Here is a 314-nt window from a genome sequence, read left to right on the forward strand (position 1 = left end):
ACCTAGGCTTGGTCCTGATTTAAAGATAAATATGGACAAAGTAGAGGAATTGCAACCGGATCTAGTAATTGCGTCTCTATCCGTTCCAGGGATGGAAAAAAATATTGAAGAGTTGAAGAAACGAAATATACCTTACATTATCGTTCCTAAACCTAAAACATTAACGGAAGTCGGAGAAAGCTTATTATTTTTAGGAGAGGCCACGAACACATTAGAAAAAGCAAAATCAGTGCACGAAAGATACACGAATATACTTGAAAAATATCTCGCATTAAGTAAACAAGTAATACAGCCTAAAACCCTTTATTGGCAGT

The 314-nt window shown here is 35.7% G+C and carries 1 protein-coding gene; it reads left to right on the forward strand.

What is annotated here, in order from left to right:
- Nucleotides 1-31: 31 nt before the first annotated feature.
- On the forward strand, nt 32-314 hold a 283-nt coding region (locus AOA62_RS05140; RefSeq protein ID WP_256592296.1), incomplete at its 3' end, for an ABC transporter substrate-binding protein.

The organism is Pseudomonas sp. 2995-3 (genome assembly GCF_002742565.1).
In the GTDB taxonomy this organism is placed as follows: domain Bacteria; phylum Pseudomonadota; class Gammaproteobacteria; order Pseudomonadales; family Pseudomonadaceae; genus Aquipseudomonas; species Aquipseudomonas edaphica.